This window comes from Allomuricauda sp. XS_ASV26 (assembly GCF_041224615.1).
In the GTDB taxonomy this organism is placed as follows: domain Bacteria; phylum Bacteroidota; class Bacteroidia; order Flavobacteriales; family Flavobacteriaceae; genus Flagellimonas; species Flagellimonas alginolytica.
Genome location: NZ_JBGFGK010000016.1, coordinates 1 through 203, shown reverse-complemented (window position 1 = coordinate 203; position 203 = coordinate 1). Strand labels below are relative to the sequence as shown.

At 48.3% G+C, this 203-nt stretch carries 1 protein-coding gene; it reads left to right on the top strand.

What is annotated here, in order from left to right; genetic code table 11:
• A partial coding sequence (locus tag AB9K32_RS00085) for a hypothetical protein (RefSeq protein WP_369884006.1) occupies nucleotides 1–203 on the top strand: 203 nt, incomplete at both ends.

The window sequence follows — 203 nt, the reverse complement described above, 5'->3', positions numbered from 1 at the left end:
TCCTCTTTGGACGATAGCGCCGGAGTAGCGGCCAATGCCGCGGACATTGCCAACAATACCACGGCGATCGGTAACAATGCCACGGATATTTCGAACAACGCTACCAATATCTCCAACAATACTACGGCTATTGGTAACAATGCTACTAACATCACAGCGAACGCTTCGGACATCGCCAATAACACTACGAACATTTCGAACAA